The sequence below is a fragment of the Pseudarthrobacter sp. TE9888 genome (assembly GCF_056279345.1).
Genome location: NZ_JBWBRD010000002.1, coordinates 2,831,610 through 2,846,965 on the forward strand (window position 1 = coordinate 2,831,610; position 15,356 = coordinate 2,846,965).

The following is a 15,356-nucleotide window of genomic DNA, read 5'->3' on the forward strand; positions in this document are numbered from 1 at the left end:
CCTCCTGCAGTCCCCGGCGCCTGTTCCGGGACCGCGTCCGGCTGGGTGCGACCAGGCGCGGCTCGGTAGGATCTAGCTATGGATGACGCACATGCACCGGCTACCCCCCTGAACCGAGGGGACCTGGCCGACCAGCGTTTCCTCTCCGCCACGGGGATACCGCGGATCGACGTGGTGGACTCCACCGGCTCCACCAACGCCGACCTGCTGCGCGGCGTCACGGTGGACCCTGCGGCGTGGCCTGATCTCTCCGTCCTGACGGCGGAGTACCAGACCGCGGCAAGGGGCCGGCTGGACCGGCGCTGGGAGGCGCCGCCGCTGAGCTCCGTGTCGGTTTCCGTGGTCCTGCGCCCGGTGAACGCCGAAGGCAGGCCCCTTCCCACCCAGAGCTACTCGTGGCTTTCCCTTATCGCAGCCCTGGCCCTGCGCGAGACGCTCCTGGAAACGGCAGGCATTCCGGCCGAGCTCAAATGGCCCAACGACGTCCTGGTCCGCGGCAGGAAGATCGCGGGCATCCTGGCCCAGCTTGGTCCCATGGTGGACGGCAGCGTGCCCCCCGTCATCCTGGGGACCGGCCTCAACGTCAGCCTGCGCGAAGAGGAACTTCCGGTGCCCACTGCCACGTCCGTGGCCATCGAGGGTGCCACCACCACCGACCGCACGGCGCTGCTGAAAAGCTACCTGTCCCACTTCGCGGTCCTGTACCGCAGTTTCTGCAATGCCGACGGCGACCCCGCGGCGGGCATGGCCGGGGGGCCGTCGCTGCACAAACGGGTGGAGGCCGTGATGGTCACCCTGGGCAAGCAGGTGCGCGCGCAGCTTCCCGGCGACCACGAAATCATTGGACATGCCTCCCGCCTGGATGACTACGGTTCCCTCCTGGTGGTGGACCGGGACTCGCATGAGCATGTGGTCACGGCCGGCGACGTGGTGCACCTGCGGCCCTGGTCGTCGCCGGACGCGCCGCAGCAGGGTGGTTATGCGTAGGTCCCTTGTTCCAGGGGAGCAGGTCATCGTCACTACCCGCCCGCAGCCGCGAAAGCTTGCCGGTGCCGCCGTGGCCTTCGTCCTGGCGCCGGCACTGGCCGCCTTCGCCAGCGCGTGGGTTATCCGCGGCGGCCCCGCCCGCGTGGCGCCTGCCCTTGGCCGCCAGTGGACGCCCTGGCTGGTGGGTGCCTGCGTGCTCGCGGCGGTGGCTGTATGGCTGGGCTACTGCCTGCCCCGGCTTCTCCGGTGGCATGGCACCCGCTATACGCTGACCAGCCAGCGGATGGTGGCCCGGTCCGGACTGTTGAACCGGCGGGACCAGCAGGTGAACCTGGCATCGGTGCGAAACCTGACGGTCCATGAATCGTTGCTGCAGCGACTGGTGCGTTCCGGGAATATATCCTTGGAAACCGGGCACCAGGGCATGGTGACCTTTCGCGACGTGCCCGAGGTGGCCCGGTTCCGCGACTTTATCCTCGACGCCATCGGGGAACTGCCGGAGGACAGCGGGGCCCAGCCCGGCGCGACGTATTACCCAGCCGGTGCATTTCCGGACGACATGAGAGAAGGTGGACGGGATGACCGATGAGGACCAGCAGGAACGCGTCGAGAGCATCGAAACCGGCGCCTTCGACGCCTCGTCCGACGCCGGCTCCGCCGACCCCTTCGCAACCGGGCCGGCTGCTGCCGCGGAGCCGCCCGGCGTCGACCGCCACCCGCCAACCGGCGCCATGTCCGCGGAACGTTTGGCCATGAAGGCGCTCGAAGCCCGGCTGCTGGGTGGGGAACGCAAGCTCCGCCGTCGTGAAGTTGCGGCCGGGGCCGGCCTCTCACTGCTTTCTGCCCGCAAGCTCTGGCGTGCCCTGGGATTCCCCAACTTCGGCGACGAGGACGTCGCCTTCACCGAACGCGACCAGGCGGCCCTGTCCACCGTGGTGGACCTGGTCCGCGCCGGCAAGCTCACGGAGGAAGCGGCCATTTCGGTGACCCGCTCCATCGGGCAGATGACCGACCGCATGGTGGTCTGGCAGATCGAAGCGCTGGTGGAGGACATGGTCCACGAGCAGGGCGTCACGGACGCCGTGGCCCGCAAGCGCCTGGTCAACGAACTTCCCGCCCTGGTCGACGCACTCGAGGAAGTCCTGGTCTACTCCTGGCGCCGCCAGCTCAACGCCGGCGTCCAGCGACTCGCGGTCCGCGCCGAAGCCGGGCTCCAGGCCAGCGAGGAAGGCCGGGAGGGCGACGAGGACGACGCGCCGCTGCCCCTGGCCCGCGCGGTCGGGTTCGCGGACCTGGTGTCCTACACCAGCCTGTCCCGGCGGATGAACGAAAAGACGCTGGCCCGGCTGGTCCAGCGCTTCGAGAACAAGTGCGCCGAGATCATCTCCGTGGGCGGCGGCAGGCTGGTCAAGACCGTTGGCGATGAAGTCCTGTACATCGCCGAAACCCCTGCTGCGGGTGCGGAGATTTCGCTGGCGCTGGCCGAAGCCTTCACCGAGGACGAGATCCTCCCCGAAGCGCGCGTAGCCATGGTGTGGGGCAGGATCCTGTCCCGCCTGGGCGACATCTACGGTCCCACCGTGAACCTCGCCGCCCGCCTGACCACCCTGGCGGACCCCGGCACCGTCCTGGTGGATTCCATGACGGCCTCCGCCCTGGAACATGACGAACGGTTCGTCCTGATTCCGCAGGACCCGGAGAACGTGCGCGGCTTTGGCGAAATCAATCCCGTCCGCCTCACCCGCGGCCGCGGCAAGGGCCTGGTCCTGGACTAAGCTCCGGAAGCTTCGGGTCCCGGACAGACCGGGCCGGACTGAAAAGAATTTATCCACTTGTTGGCGTATAGCGGTATCGTTGTGGTGCCCGGGGTCCTGTGACGCCGGCTGCAGGCACGAAGCCTAGATCTACCGGGGGACTTCCACACATGAAACGTCGCGGACAGACGCGCGCCCAGATCCCTGCTTCCGCCGCGCCCCGATGGCGCCGCCTGCCGCGCTCCCGCTGGTTCACTGGTACGGCGTTTGGTGCTGTGGTGGCTGTGGTGGTGACGGGTGCTGTGTTGTATCCGGGGTTTAAGACCACTGAGGTGGAGTTGAACGATGGTGGTGTGTGGGTTGTTTCGAAGTCGAAGAATGCTGTGGGGCGGTTGAATTATCCGTCGCGGGTGTTGGATGGTGCGGTGACGCCGGCGTCGACGACGTTTGATGTGTTGCAGCATGCCGGTGAGGTGTTTGTTGATGATGAGACGGGTTCGACGTTGAACCAGGTTTCGCCGGCGAATATGCGGTTGGGTGGGGATAAGCAGTTGCCGGGGGCGGCTGATGTGAGTTTTGGGGCGCGGACGATTTCGGTGACGGATGCTGCGTCGGGGAAGGTGTGGGCGGTGTCGCCGTCCACGGTGAATGGTTTTGATAAGGATGCGTCCGAGCCGGTGTTGGTTGGTTCGGCGGGTCTGGTGTCGGTGGTGGGTTCTGATGACCGGATTTATTCGGCGGATCCGAAGACTGGTGTGGTGACGGTGACGGGGGTTGATGCCGAGGGTGGTGTTGCGTCGTCGGAGTCCAGTACGTGGGATGGGCTTAAGGGTGCCGGGGATTTGCAGATGACGGTGGTGGGGGACCGTCCGGTGGTGTTGGATGCTGCTGCGGGGAGCTTGTTCCTGCCTGGTGGTAAGCGGTTGGCGTTGGAGGATGCGCGGGATGCGAAGTTGCAGCAGCCTGGGCCGGGCAGTGATGTGGTGGCGGTGGCGACGCGGAAGGCGTTGTTGAAGCAGCCGTTGGATGGTGGGACGGCGAAGACCGTGGGGTTTGATGGTGAGGGTGTGCCTGCGGCTCCGGTGCAGTTGGGTGGGTGTGTGCATGCGGCGTGGTCGGGTGCGAATAAGTATGTGCGGGACTGTGCCAATGATGGTGATGATAAGAATGTGGCGGTGCCGAAGGCGAGTGCGTCGCCGTCGTATGTTTTCCGGGTGAACCGGGACCTGGTGGTCCTTAATGATGTGAACTCGGGGAATGTGTGGTTGGTGAACCAGAACATGCAGCTGGTGAACAACTGGGACGACGTCATCCCCCCGCAGCAAACCTCGGACGACGCCGACAAGGACTCCGCCGACGAGGTCCAGCAGACCGTGCTGCCGGACCGCACCAAACCCAACAGCGCCCCCGTGGCCAAACCCGACCAGTTCGGGATCCGCGCAGGGAAGACCACCATCCTGCCCGTCCTGGACAACGACTCCGACCCCGACGGCGACGTCCTCACCGTCCGAACCCCCGAAGGCGTTAAGACCGGCGCCGTCTCGCCCATTTATGGCTCCACGGGCCTGCAGGTGGCCGTGCCCGCCGACAAGACCGGCAGCGAAACCTTCAAGTACACCGTGGACGACGGCCGCGGCCTGTCAGCGTCCGCTGACATCACGCTCAACATCATCCCACCCGGCACCAATAATGCGCCGCGGCCAAAGCCCAACCGGAACACCATGCTGGTGGTCCAGTCAGGCAAGTCGGTCACGCAAAACATCCTCACCGACTGGATGGACCCCGACGGCGATGACCTGTTCGCCGTCTCCGTGTCCAGCAGCGATCCACTGGACCAGGCCCGGATCCGCCCGGACGGCCAGCTGACCTTCCAGGATTCCGGCGCCGCCCCGGGCCGGAAGGTCCTCACCGTGTCGGTCTCGGACGGCCAGTCCACCGCGGAAGGCAAAGTCACCGTCGACGTCAGGAGCCCCGGGGCCCTGCCGCCCATCGCCAACGCCGACCACGTGGTGGCCGTTGCCGGCACCGACACCGTCATCACCCCGCTCAAGAACGATTCGGACCCGCAGGGCGGGACGCTGCGGCTGGCGCAGGCCACCCCGGATGCCGAGACCACGGCGACCCTCAACCCGGACCAGCAGACGTTCACCTTCAACTCCCGGACCCTTGGCGCCCACTACGTCAGCTACCTGGTGACCAACGGACCGGCCAGCGCCCAGCAGTTGGTGCGCGTTGATGTGGTGCCGGGCACCGACGAGGGCGCGCCGGTCGCCGTCCGGGACACCGCGCTGCTCCCCACCGGCGGCGACGTCCTGGTGGACGTCCTGGGCAACGACTCGGACCCTTCGGGCGGCGTCCTGGTGGTGCAGTCCGTAACCGCCGACGCCGGCCTGCCGGTCAGCGTGGCCGTGCTGGACCACTCGGTGGTAAGGATCACCGACATCCGCGCCGAGGGCCAGCTGACCGTCCGGTACACCGTGTCCAACGGCCGGTCATCGGCCACCGGCGAGATCGCGGTGCTGATAGTCCCCGCCCCGGCCAAGCTCCAGGCACCCCAGGCGAAGCCGGATGAAGCAACGGTCCGGGTCAACGACGTCGTCACCATCCCCGTCCTGGCCAACGACGCCGACCCCAATGGATCAAAGCTCACCCTCCTCCCGGACCTGGCCCAACAGCCCGATGCAGCCGACGGGCGGATGTTCGTGGCGGGGGACCAGTTGCGGTTCGTGGCCGGGCCCGAGGCGAAAACCGTGTACGCCATCTACAAGGTGCAGAACGCCTCCGGCCAGGTGGACTCGCAGCAGGTGACCATCCGCATCCGCGCCCGGGACGATGACCGGAACACCCGGCCCGAGCCCCGCAACCTGACCGCGCGCGTGGTGGCCGGGATGACCGTCAAGGTGCCCGTGCCGCTGGACGGCATCGACGCCGACGGCGACTCCGTCCAGCTCATCGGCATCGACAAGGCACCCGCCATGGGAACCGCCGTGGTGCGCGACGGCTACCTCGAGTTCACGGCCGCCGGGGACGCTGCCGGCACCGACAGCTTCACGTACCGGGTCCGGGACCGTATCGGTGCCGAAAACACCGGCACAGTCATTGTGGGCATCGCCCCGCCGGAGGCCAACAACCAGAAACCCATCGCGGTGGACGACGCCGTGGACGTCCGGCCCGGCCGCAAGGTGGCCGTGGAGGCCCTGGCCAACGATTCAGACCCCGACGGCGACCCGCTCAGCCTGGTTTCCGACGGCTTCGAGGCCAAGCCCGACCTGCAGGTGGAGGCAACGGACGGCGCCAAGGTGCTGTTCACCGCACCGGGCACCGCCGGCAACGAAAGCATCAGCTACCGCATCCAGGACGACAAGAAGGCATCCGCCAGCGCCGTGATCCGGGTCCGGATCAGCCCGGACGCCGAACTCAAGCGCCCGGTCGCCAAGGACGACCACGTGACCGTGGCCGAAACCCTCGGCAAGACTGCGGTGGACGTCCCCGTCCTGAAGAACGATTCCGACGCCGACGGCGTGGCTTCCGAGCTGAAGATCAGCCTTCCCGACGGCAACCCGAATGCCCGGCCCGGCGGCGCGGGCAACGTGGTGGTGAACCTCACCCCGGAAGACCAGTTGATCCCCTACACGGTCACGGACGTCGACGGCCTCACCTCCACCGCCCTGATGTGGATCCCGGGCCAGGGCGCGCAGTACCCCACCCTCGCCAAGACCGACCCCGTCGAGGTCATGTCCGGCAAGGACGTCACCCTGGACCTGTCCGAATACGTCCGCGTCCGCAGCGGCCGCAGTGCCAGGATCACTGTGGCAGATTCCGTGCGCGTCCAGGGCGGATCCCCGGAGGGCGTCATCCAGTCCGACGGCAAGGCCCTGCGCTACACGGCCAAACCGGACTATGTGGGCCCCGGCTCCATCACCTTCGAAGTGACGGACGGCTCCGGCCCTGACGACGCCGACGGCCTGAAATCCACGCTGGTGATCATGACCAAGGTGATCCCGGACCCCAACGCCAACCACCCGCCGACGTTCAGCGGCACCTCCGTGGACGTCCCCAAGGCCGAAACGGCAACGGTGGACCTCGCCGGGCTGGCCAAGGACGCGGACGAACGGGACAAGGACAACCTCCGCTTCGAACTGGACGGGACGCTGCCCGCCGGCTTCAGCGCAAAGGTCGACGGCGCCACGCTCACCATCACTGCCGACGGTTCCCTCGGCATCGGCGTCACCGGAAACATCCAGGTCAAGGTCACCGACGGCAGGTCACCCGCCGTCGGTGCCTCCATCACCGCACGCCACGTAGCCTCCAACCGGCCCCTGCCGGTGGCCAACGACGATGCAGTGGACAAGGCCAACGCAGGAAAGACAGAGCAGGTCAACGTCCTGGCCAACGACTTCAACCCCTTCCCGGATACGCCCCTGCGGATCGTTGGCGCCACGGTCGAGACCGGTTCCGCGGCCGGCCAGCCGTCCGTATCGGGAGACAGCATCACCGTGACCCCGGCCGACGGGTACAAGGGCGTCATGGTGGTCCGCTACATCGTGGCCGACAAGACAGGCGACCTGTCGCGCCAGGTGGACGGCCGCCTGCGCCTCACCGTCCGCGGCAAGCCTGACGCACCCTCGGCCCCCAGCGCCACCGACGTCCGCAGCCGCACCGCCGTGCTCAAGTGGGCGCCGCCGTCGGACAACGGCGCTCCCATCACCGGGTACACCGTCCGCTCGAACAACGGCTTCGAACAGAAGTGCCCCACCACCACCTGTACCTTGAGCGGGCTCACCAACAACGTGAAATACGTGTTCACGGTGCTGGCCACCAACGAGGTGGGGGATTCGCAGGCGTCGCCGCAGTCCAACGAAATCCGGCCCGACGAGAAGCCATCGCCGCCGGACGCCCCCACCGTGAAGGCGGGCGACAAGACCATGGCCATCACCTGGCCCCCGGCCAGGACCGAGGGCTCACCGGTGAAGCACTACAACCTGGAGATCTCACCGCCACCGGCCAGCGGGGTAGCGGTGAAGAACGAGGTCGCCGGGCTGAACTACACCTGGACCGGCCTCACCAACGGCGTGAAGTACAAAGTGCGCGCCCAGGCCGTCAACGAACTCGGCGCCTCCGACTGGGGGACCTACTCCGCGGAGGACAATCCCGCCGGTGTCCCGGCGGCACCCGCAGCACCTTCGTCCGCCGTCGCAGCATCCGTGGGAACCCAGAACCAGCTCCGGGTCAGCTGGGCCGAACCCAACACCAACGGCGACCCGATCAGCTCCTACTACGTCACCATGAGCGGCGGCAACGCCCCCGCCCAGACGCAGACCGTCCCCGGCGACGTCCGCACGGCAAACTTCACCGCCAACAACTCCGAAGCGGCCTACACGTTCACCGTGCAGGCAGAGAACAAGGCAGGCAAGGGTGCCGTCAGTCCGCCCTCGGCCCCCCGCCGCGCCACCGGCAAGCTGTCCCCGGTCTCCGGCGTGACGGCCACACCGGCCAACACCGGCGGAGCAGGGCGCTCCATAACAGTGGACTTCCGCAAACTGACCGCGGCCGAACGCAACGGTTCAGCAGAAAACGAAGTCAGCTACAGCTACAACGCCAGCAACGGTGCCCGCGGGCCCATCACGCCCGGCCAGACCATCGGCGGCTTCGCCAATGGCAACGCCGTCAGCATCACCGTCGTCGCCAACTCCACGATGGCCCCGAGTTCCGACGCCAGTGCACCCGCGACGACAACACCCTACGGATCTCCCGGCACGCCTTCGGCGTCCGGCCAAAACGGCGGTGTCAACCAAAAGTCCGCCACCCTGAACTGGTCCTCCCCGTCCACCAGCACCAACGACGTGGCGCAAACGAAGATCAAGATCAACAACGGCGGCTGGGAGAACGTTGCCCCCTCCGGCAGCAGGACGGTCAACACGGCCAACTTCGGCGATACCGTTACCATCGCGGTCCAGACCTTCAACTCCGTCGGCACCGGCAGCGCGGTGGTCACCGCCAGCGCCACCGCCGGCAAGCAGGGCCTGTGGGAAACCCGGATCAAGACCTCCGACCCCAACTTCGTCAGGAGCTGTACCTTCACCCTGGGCGGATCGAACTACCGGCCAAGTCCCTACTTCGACTGTGACGGCGTCAATGCCGACAGCCCACCCTGGTTCTACAAGGCGGACCAGGACCGCATCATGGTGGCCTGCTACATCGACCAGAGCGACAACTGGTCGGGCAACGGGATCGTCCGCTGGTGGCGGGTGGAATCCGGTTCGGCACGCAACGTTGGCCGCTACGTGATCGCCGGCCACACCACGCTCGCCGATCCCGCCGGCCTGGGAGCCCCGCATTGCTGACACGGGCTATGCCGGAGCGCCGCGGGCAGTTGTCCCCATCGCGGGCCTTGCAGCGGTTCGGTAGGCTTGCCGCGGGGAAAGAAAGCCTGCTGCCTGTCCTGCGACCAGGCCGCCATCTGGCTACACAATCTGAGGGAAAAGTAACGCTGTGACAACTCTGCTGGGGAAGCTCGGGCTGAAAAAGCGACATAGGAAACTCGTCACTGGTACGGCGTTTGGTGCTGTGGTGGCTGTGGTGGTGACGGGTGCTGTGTTGTATCCGGGGTTTAAGACCACTGAGGTGGAGTTGAACGATGGTGGTGTGTGGGTTGTTTCGAAGTCGAAGAATGCTGTGGGGCGGTTGAATTATCCGTCGCGGGTGTTGGATGGTGCGGTGACGCCGGCGTCGACGACGTTTGATGTGTTGCAGCATGCCGGTGAGGTGTTTGTTGATGATGAGACGGGTTCGACGTTGAACCAGGTTTCGCCGGCGAATATGCGGTTGGGTGGGGATAAGCAGTTGCCGGGGGCGGCTGATGTGAGTTTTGGGGCGCGGACGATTTCGGTGACGGATGCTGCGTCGGGGAAGGTGTGGGCGGTGTCGCCGTCCACGGTGAATGGTTTTGATAAGGAAGCGTCCGAGCCGGTGTTGGTTGGTTCGGCGGGTCTTGTGTCGGTGGTGGGTTCTGATGACCGGATTTATTCGGCGGATCCGAAGACTGGTGTGGTGACGGTGACGGGGGTTGATGCCGAGGGTGGTGTTGCGTCGTCGGAGTCCAGTACGTGGGATGGTCTTAAGGGTGCCGGGGATTTGCAGATGACGGTGGTGGGGGACCGTCCGGTGGTGTTGGATGCTGCTGCGGGGAGCTTGTTTTTGCCTGGTGGTAAGCGGTTGGCGTTGGAGAATGCGCGGGATGCGAAGTTGCAGCAGCCTGGGCCGGGCAGTGATGTTGTGGCGGTGGCGACGCGGAAGGCGTTGTTGAAGCAGCCTCTTGACGGGGGGACGGCGAAGACCGTGGGGTTTGATGGTGAGGGTGTGCCTGCGGCTCCGGTGCAGTTGGGCGGGTGTACGCATGCGGCGTGGTCGGGTGCGAACAAGTACGTCCGGGATTGCGTCAATGATGCTGATGATAAGAATGTAGCGGTGCCGAAGGCGAGTGCGTCGCCGTCGTATGTTTTCCGGGTGAACCGGGACCTGGTGGTCCTGAACGATGTGAACTCGGGGAATGTGTGGTTGGTCAACCAGAACATGCAGCTGGTGAACAACTGGGACGACGTCATCCCACCCAAGAACCAGTCCGACGACCAGGACCAGGAATCGGCGGACAACAACACCATCAACATCCTGCCGGACCGCACCAAACCCAACCGTCCGCCGGAAACCAAGCCGGACGCCGTCGGAGTCCGGCCGGGCCGCACCACCGTCCTCAGCGTCCTGGACAATGACTCCGACCCCGACGGCGACGTCCTCACCGCAGCGGTGGGGGACTCCGGACCCAAATCGGGAACGCTGGAAAGCATCTACGGCGGCACCGCCTTCCAGATCACCGTCCCCGCAGACGCCAAGCCGGGCACCGAGACCTTCAACTACAGCGCCTCGGATGGCCGCGGCCTGTCGGCCACGGGCCAGGTCACGCTCAGCGTGGTGGGGCCGGACGAAAACAAGCCGCCCAAGTTCAAGCGCGGGGAAGACACCACCATGCTGGTGGAACAGGGCAAGACCGTCAGCCAGAACATCCTTACTGACTGGATCGATCCCGACGGCGACGACCTGGTCCTGCTGGACGCCAAGGCCGACAACGACCAGGACCAGGTCAAGGTGCGGCGCGACGGCCTGCTGACCTTCCAGGATTCCGGCGCCACCGCCGGCAAGAAGAACGTCCAGGTCAGTATCTGGGACGGCCGCGCCACCGTCACGGGCAAGGTAGTGGTCAACGTGCAGCCGCCCGGAGCCCTGGCACCGGTGGTCAACGCCGACCACGTCACCGCCGTGGTGGGCCAGGATCTGGTCATCTCCCCGTTGAAGAACGACGTCGACCCCAACGGAGGTGCCCTCCGCCTGGCCCAGGTGGAAGCCAACGGCCCCGCCGAACTTGGCCCCGTCACCGACGGCGGCACCTTCACCTTCCGCAGCAGCACCCCGGGCCCCGTCTACCTGACCTACATCGCCAGCAACGGCCCCCAAAGCAGCCAGGGCCTCATCCGGGTGGACGTGGAATCCGGCAACGACGGCGGCGACCCCGTGGCGGTCCATGACGTTGCCCTGATGCCCACCGGCGGCAGCGTGTTGCTGGACCCCTTGGCCAATGACTCCGACCCCTCCGGGGGTGTCCTGGTGCTGCAGTCTGTGAGGCTTCCGGACAATGCGACGGTGTCCGTCAGCGTGATCAACCACAGCGTCCTGCGCATCACGGACATCCTGGGGACCAAGGACCCCATCCTGTTCGAATACACCATGTCCAACGGAAAGAAGTCGGCCACCGGCTCGGTCTCCGTGGTGCCGGTCCCGGCACCGGCCGTGGTGGAAGCACCCCAGCCCAAGCCGGACGAGGTGAATGTCCGCGTCAATGACGTGGTCACCATCCCCGTCCTGGACAACGACACCCACCCGCAGGGGCAGGAACTGACCGTGGACCCCGTCCTGCCGCAGGCGGTTGATCCTGCCGACGGCAAGAGCTTCGTCTCCGAGAACACGCTCCGGTTCATTGCGGGCAGCCAGCCCAAGACCGTGCGCGCCATCTACAACGCGGTGGATCCGCAGGGCCAGAAGAGCGCCGCCGCCGTGACCATCCACATCCTTCCGCTCGAAGGCGCGGAGAACTCCCGGCCGCAGCCGCGGAACCTCACCGCCCGTGTGGTGGCTGCCGGTACCGTCCGCATTCCGGTTCCCCTGGACGGCATAGATCCCGACGGCGACTCCGTGCAGCTGACCGGCATCGACAGCACCCCCGCCATGGGAACCGCCACAGTGGGCAGCAACTTCATCGACTTCACGGCAGCCGGGGACGGCGCCGGCACCGATACGTTCCGCTACAAGGTGGTGGACCGACAGGGGGCAGTGAACACGGGAACCGTCACGGTGGGCATCGCGCCCCGTGGTGACATGAACCAAAAGCCCACCCCGGTGGACGACGAGGTTCGGGTGCGCCCCGGCCGGCAGATCGCCGTCGACGCCACCGCCAACGACACCGATCCCGACGGCGACCGCATCCGCATCCTCACCGACGGCATCGAGGCCGACCCCGCCCTGCAGGCCACCGTCAGCAAGAACAGCGGCCGCATCATCCTCCTGGCCCCCAACGAGGCCGGAACCGTCAACGTGCGCTACACCATCGCCGACGACCGGGACGCCACCGCCCAGGCCACCATCCGCCTGGTGGTTGACAACGACGTGCCGCTGAAGGCGCCGATCGCCCGCGATGACCGGGTCACATCCGCCCAGGCCATGGGAAAGACCGCCGTGGACGTTCCCGTCCTGAAAAACGACGAGGATCCCGACGGCGTCGGCGAGAACCTGAAGATCAGCACGGACGCCACCACGGCCCGGCCCGGCGGCAACGGCAACATCCTGGTGGACCTCACCGAGCAGCCACAGCTCATCCCGTACACCGTGGAAGACGTTGATGGCCAGCAGTCCACAGCCATCATCTGGGTACCGGGCCTTGGCCAGCAGGTTCCCACCCTGGCCAAGGACGAGGTCCTCGAGGTCGTGGCAGGCCAGTCCGTGGACGTCGACCTGAAGGAATGGGTCAAGGTCCGGGAAGGACGTTCACCCCGGCTGACCCAGGCGGACCGGATCAAGCTCATTGGTGCCGACGGCGGCGATCCGGTGACGCGCGACGGCACCGGCCTGAAATACACGGCAGGTGCGGATTACGTAGGCCCCGGATCGCTCACGTTCGAGGTGACCGACGGGACCGGGCCGGATGATCCTGCCGGACTCAAGTCCACCCTCAGCATCCGCACCAAGGTCCTGCCGGACCCGAACAAGAACAACCCGCCGGAGCTGCTGGGCGCCAACGTGGACGTTCCCAAGGGTGACAGTGCCAGCACAGACCTTGGCAAGCTCACTTCAGATCCTGACCAGGACGACGTCGAGAAGATGAAGTACCAGCTGGTGGGGGATTCCCCGGGCGGCTTCAGTGCACGCATCGAAGGCAACACGCTTAAAGTTTCGGCGGCCGACTCCACGGCGACCGGAACCCGCGCCGCCGTGCAGGTCAAGGCCATCGACCCCCGCGGGCTCGAGGCCACGGCCACGTACCAGCTTGCCGTGACCGCCTCCAACCGGCCCAAACCGGTGGCCAACGACGACGTGCAGGACAACGCCGCCGCCGGCAAGCCGGTGACCATCAACGTGCTGGCCAACGACGCCAATCCGTTCCCCGAAACACCGCTGAAGATCATCGCCGCCAATACCGAAACGGGCAGCGGCAATGTGGGCGTCAACGGTGACTCTGTGACCGTGACACCGGCGCCGGGCTTTACCGGAACGATGGTGGTGGCCTACACGGTGGAGGACAAGACGGGGGATGCGTCCCGGCACGCCACTGCGCGTGTCCGGCTGACCGTTAAGGACAAGCCTGCAGCACCCACCACGCCGCAGGCACAGAGCGTCGGCGACCAGACGGCGCTGCTGACCTGGTCCGCGCCGGCCGACCGGGGCTCGCCCATCACCAAGTACACGGTGGTCGGCGAGGGCGGGTTCCGGCAGGAATGCCCGGCCAACACGTGCACCCTGAACAACCTGACCAACAACACCACCTACCACTTCCAGGTGACGGCCACCAACGAGTTCGGTGATTCCGACCCGTCCCCGGCGTCAGCCGATGTCCGGCCGGACGTTAAGCCGGATACGCCACAGGCGCCGTCGCTGAAGTTCGGCGACAAGCAGCTGGCAGTCAACTGGGCCGCGCCGGCCAGCAAGGGATCCCCGGTCAAGTCGTACGACCTGGAAATCTCGCCGGCGCCGGCCGGCCAAAACGCCCAGATCCAGGGGCTGACGTCAGTCAGCTACGTGTGGAAGGGCTTGCAGAACGGCGTCTCCTACAAGGTCCGGGTCCTGGCCCGCAATGACGCCAAGGACCCGTCCGAGTGGAGTCCCTATTCCGCAGCGGAGGTGCCCGCCGGAGTTCCCGCCACGCCGACGGCGCCCAGCGTCTCCCAGGCAACGCCCGTCGGTTCGCAGAGCCAGTTGCGCGTCGTATGGTCGGCCCCGAACAACAACGGCGACGCCGTCTCCTCCTACACCCTCACCACGCTCCGGGGTGGAGCGCCCGTGGCGAGCCAGCAGGTGTCCGGCACCTCGCAGAACGTCACCGTGGATAATTCGGAAACGAATTACACGTTCACGGTATCCGCCACCAACAAGGCTGGAACCAGTGCCACGAGCGCGCAGTCCGCGGCGATCCGGGCAGCCGGCAAACCTGGCACTGTCAACGCAGGAACCGTCAAAGAGAACGGGACCAGCGGCCAGCTGGACGTGACGTTCACGCCCCTGACGGATGCGCAACGCAACGGCTCCACCGCCTCCGAGATTGCCTATTCCTACAACGCCGACGGCAAGACCGGGTCGATCAAGGCCGGGGGAGGGACCATCGGCGGCATGACCAACGGCCGGGACATCACCGTGACCATCATTGCCACGTCCACCAAGAACAACATGTCCGGGGACGCCAAGGGGATTGGTACAGGTAACCCGTATGGTCCTGCCAACGCCCCCAGCGTGAACGGCACCACCTCAGCCAGGGGAGACGGCCAGGTGCACTGGACCTGGAATGATCCGGGGACAAACGGCAGGCCGCTGAGCTACTACGAAGTGAGCATGGACGGCGGTGGCTGGCAGAACGTTGGCAAAGCGAACAAGTTTGATGCCGGAGCCGGCGGGTGGAGCACGAGCCACAAACTGCGGGTCCGTGCCTTCACGGTCACGGCAGGCGCAGTCGGCGGACCCGCCACTTCGACGTCCGGCCCGGACAACGTTCCGCCCCCGCCCACGGACTGGTACGTGACGGCCAGCCCGGTGCGCAGCTGCACGGAGCCCCGCCAGGGGACTGACAGCTACATTGCCGGCAATCCGTCCCAGTGCACCGGTGCCGGCAAGTGGCTCGATGCCGGTGCCCCGTCCACGGCGGACCGCTACCAGGTCTGGTACAAGACCTCCAACAACCCGAGCGGCATCTGGTACCACCTGAACTCCGGGATGGCGTCCGGTAACTGGCTCCGCTGCGACACCTCCAACGTGGGCTGCACCCCGCCCAAGGGCATGCCCAACCGCTAGCAACCGCATCAC

7 protein-coding genes are annotated in these 15,356 nt (G+C 66.6%); 5 read left to right on the top strand and 2 right to left on the bottom strand.

Going from position 1 to position 15,356, the window contains the following annotated elements:
• Positions 1 to 78: 78 nt before the first annotated feature.
• The 3 genes from ACZ9J7_RS13690 to ACZ9J7_RS13700 are packed head-to-tail and all read left to right on the top strand — an operon-like array spanning position 79 to position 2,762.
• Complete coding sequence (locus tag ACZ9J7_RS13690; protein WP_476210140.1) at positions 79 to 987, top strand: biotin--[acetyl-CoA-carboxylase] ligase; 909 nt, start codon at positions 79 to 81, stop codon at positions 985 to 987.
• Positions 980 to 1,576 (top strand): PH domain-containing protein, encoded by a 597-nt coding sequence (locus ACZ9J7_RS13695; protein ID WP_476210142.1) that lies wholly within the window; start codon positions 980 to 982, stop codon positions 1,574 to 1,576. Before ACZ9J7_RS13690 ends, ACZ9J7_RS13695 begins: the two co-directional genes overlap by 8 nt.
• Entirely contained in the window at positions 1,566 to 2,762 is a 1,197-nt protein-coding gene (locus ACZ9J7_RS13700; protein ID WP_476210144.1) for an adenylate/guanylate cyclase domain-containing protein, read from the top strand. Before ACZ9J7_RS13695 ends, ACZ9J7_RS13700 begins: the two co-directional genes overlap by 11 nt.
• A 376-nt stretch (positions 2,763 to 3,138) precedes the next feature.
• Here the strand turns inward: ACZ9J7_RS13700 and ACZ9J7_RS13705 are convergent, their stop codons facing one another.
• Positions 3,139 to 3,384 (bottom strand): hypothetical protein, encoded by a 246-nt coding sequence (locus ACZ9J7_RS13705; protein ID WP_476210146.1) that lies wholly within the window; start codon positions 3,382 to 3,384, stop codon positions 3,139 to 3,141.
• Positions 3,385 to 3,916: 532 nt separating this feature from the next.
• Here ACZ9J7_RS13705 and ACZ9J7_RS13710 point away from each other — a divergent pair.
• Positions 3,917 to 9,085, top strand: a complete 5,169-nt coding sequence (locus ACZ9J7_RS13710) for an Ig-like domain-containing protein (RefSeq protein ID WP_476210147.1) — start codon at positions 3,917 to 3,919, stop codon at positions 9,083 to 9,085.
• A 345-nt stretch (positions 9,086 to 9,430) separates the two neighbouring features.
• On the opposite strand, the gene ACZ9J7_RS13715 is transcribed toward ACZ9J7_RS13710, so the two are convergent.
• Positions 9,431 to 9,676: a hypothetical protein gene (locus tag ACZ9J7_RS13715; protein WP_476210146.1), complete on the bottom strand. Its 246-nt coding sequence runs from the start codon at positions 9,674 to 9,676 to the stop codon at positions 9,431 to 9,433.
• A gap of 532 nt (positions 9,677 to 10,208) precedes the next feature.
• Here ACZ9J7_RS13715 and ACZ9J7_RS13720 point away from each other — a divergent pair.
• A complete protein-coding gene (locus tag ACZ9J7_RS13720; protein ID WP_476210149.1) occupies positions 10,209 to 15,344 on the top strand; it encodes an Ig-like domain-containing protein in 5,136 nt (1,711 codons plus the stop codon).
• Positions 15,345 to 15,356 lie beyond the last annotated feature (12 nt).